Consider the following 2791-nt stretch of genomic DNA (forward strand, 5'->3'; position numbering starts at 1 on the left):
GGCACTACCTGCATATTGATAGTGCTCGCCATAACGGTAGTCGGTGCCGTTAGTGGTGTGGTCATCGGGTTGGCTATTGACCTCGCCAAGTAAGTTGGCTTTGGCATCACGGTAGTTGTAATCTTTCACTTTAACCGATGATGCCACCGTTTGGCTGTGCATGCTAATATCCCAAACGCTTTCAGTGCCACCGTCCAAGGTGCCGCTGGGTAATTTGTAATCAATATGAGCAACTTGGTCATAACCTTGTTCGTAATCGCTTATCACCATTACGTCGCAGTCGTGCTCGGCATGGCTTTCAAAGCGAAACCAGATACCCACATCCGCCATTAAGCGTTGTATAAATTCAAAATCGCTTTCTTGCCATTGGGTAATAAATTCCCTGGCTGGGTAGTGCTCTTTAAGTTCAAGGCGGTAGTCTATGCCATTAAGTCCGTGGCTTCTAAGTATTTGTTCAACCACGCTTACTACGCTTTGGTTCTGGAATATGGCACAGTTGCGGTTTAACGTTAGTCTAGCCAGTCGTGGCGATAAGACCACTTGATAATGCGCTTCTTCTTTATTCACCGATAATTGGCTAAACTCGGTGATAATACCATAAACCTTGCGGGTGCTTTTATCATTGGTAAAATCACCCAAGGCACGGATTGCAGAACTGAGCGCATCGCTTACAACAGAATTAAATGAGAAAGTAGCCGGTTGGTTTAAAAAAGCATCGGTAGATAGGGTTTTATTGGCGCTGGTAAAAGTAATGGTGTAATGCCACAGCTGGTTTAAGGCCTCTTCGCCTTTGACGTTTAACACCGATATAGGAGTGCTGAGTTCATCAATGGTTAGTGTGTAACGGTTGTGACTAACTTTATTTGTTAATTGGCTAAGCAAGTCTTTCCCTGCTTGTCCTGCTTGTTCGACGATTTTATCTAAATGTTTTACCATTTTTTTCCCTTATTATTCTTCGCATTCAATTTAATAAGTGCGTTTTACCCCATTAAATGGATTAATGATTAGTTGTTTTAAGGGGCATGAATAGATAGCCATAAATCTGGCGTTGAGGATTGTTACATTGATAGCGTGATTGCTTTGTTTTTATTAGAAAACCAAACCGTAAGGGACAATAATCAAATTTATTGTGAATAAACCAATGCAAATGAATGAATATCATGCTGCATAATGTGGGCATTTGATATACTAACAACCGAGACATCCTTAACTATACTACCTTGTTACTTATTTTTATTTAGTTTTGTCATATTTATCTGCTTTTATCGGTAATTTTAATAATCAATAATGATAACTAAAATTGGGCATAAAAATTACACGATTTTTACACAATTTGCAATATTTAACTGAAGTTAATTTATTGAAATTTAAGATAAGTTTAGTGAGCCAAGTTTTTTTAGGTTGCTGCTTTTAAGCCCACTTAAAATTTTATTAATTAAGTGGGTTAGGGTTTTCGCATTAAGATAAAGGGGGGATCCCTGTGTATACAGGGAACACATAATCAATCCATCGTTATCTGAACATAACTCCGGTTTATCCCTGTGTATACAGGGAACACTTCATTAGTTATCCTGTGAATATTTCTATTCACCGGTTTATCCCTGTGTATACAGGGAACACATAACCGCAATTGTTCATTCTCATCCAAACGGCGGTTTATCCCTGTGTATACAGGGAACACTATTTTTCAAACAGCCATTTGCCGTTGGATTGCGGTTTATCCCTGTGTATACAGGGAACACACTGGGACAAAGTTGTTAAATTTTTAAAAGGGCGGTTTATCCCTGTGTATACAGGGAACACATGTGATTAATCCTGCGTAGTTTTGTCAATTTCGGTTTATCCCTGTGTATACAGGGAACACTTTGAGTGGTTTAACGGATGTGCAAAAAAAGGCGGTTTATCCCTGTGTATACAGGGAACACAGTTTGATACAACACCAGCGATTAGCGCAAGACGGTTTATCCCTGTGTATACAGGGAACACTGTTCTGTTCATTTCACGTTTATAATACTCTACGGTTTATCCCTGTGTATACAGGGAACACTCGTATTAATACTAAATTAGCATAATTATCAACGGTTTATCCCTGTGTATACAGGGAACACTCTAATTGTAGCTATCTGTTTTATTTACAGTTATAGCGACCAACAAATTCTACCAGATTTTTTAAATTTTTAAAGATTTTTAACTTATTGATTTTTAATAAGTCGTAAGTAGGCTTTTTCCAATTTCTATCGTTCCACCAAGAAACACCAATTTTTAATTTAAATTCAAAAAGATATAAATATTCGAATGTACCTAAACAAAAAATATTGTCTTTTACTTTCGTATTAGCGTGAGCTTTGCCCTACTTATTTATGGTGTGTTTTTTACACAATTACGATCATACAAGGTTTATTATCCTCTGAATTATTATCGATTGTTTAATACAGAATAACGGGTTAATGCGCTCTTCTTTTTCTAGTTGCCAGTTGCTTTTGACATGTTCGTGCGCTTCGTCCACTTTTTTCATGGCAAAGTCTCGCTGATAAGGCTCGGTGATGCCAAGTTTATCTAATCCCGCTTCAATAAGCGCTTTTTGTTGTTGCTTTTCTTCTTCAAATAGCTCATCAACTTCGTTCCATTTGCTTAACCCTTCATCAGCATACCATTCACTTTCATATTTCACCAGTAAATGCCCTATCTGCTCCGCTGTCCAACTTCTGCGTAATCCTTCCTTTAAATCCCTATCCGTAAAAGTCGGTGGCGGTAGGTCTTTTTTTCGTTGGGTTGAATATATTAGTGTGCC

Annotated in this window: 2 protein-coding genes and 1 CRISPR repeat array; both genes read right to left on the reverse strand. The window is 38.1% G+C overall.

All coding sequences use genetic code 11. The features are described 5' to 3' along the window. A partial coding sequence (locus tag A9G34_RS03645) for a type VI secretion system Vgr family protein (RefSeq protein ID WP_141670326.1) occupies window positions 1-936 on the reverse strand: 936 nt, incomplete at its 3' end. Between the two features lie 532 nt (window positions 937-1468). After that, window positions 1469-2108: direct repeats of the CRISPR family, unit length 29 nt; unit sequence CGGTTTATCCCTGTGTATACAGGGAACAC. Between the two features lie 278 nt (window positions 2109-2386). After that, window positions 2387-2791, reverse strand: a 405-nt coding sequence (locus tag A9G34_RS10715) for a hypothetical protein (RefSeq protein WP_176701469.1), incomplete at its 5' end; no start/stop codon positions are given.

Origin of the sequence: Gilliamella sp. Choc4-2, from assembly GCF_001690355.1 — a bacterium.
Lineage (GTDB): Bacteria > Pseudomonadota > Gammaproteobacteria > Enterobacterales > Orbaceae > Gilliamella > Gilliamella apicola_A.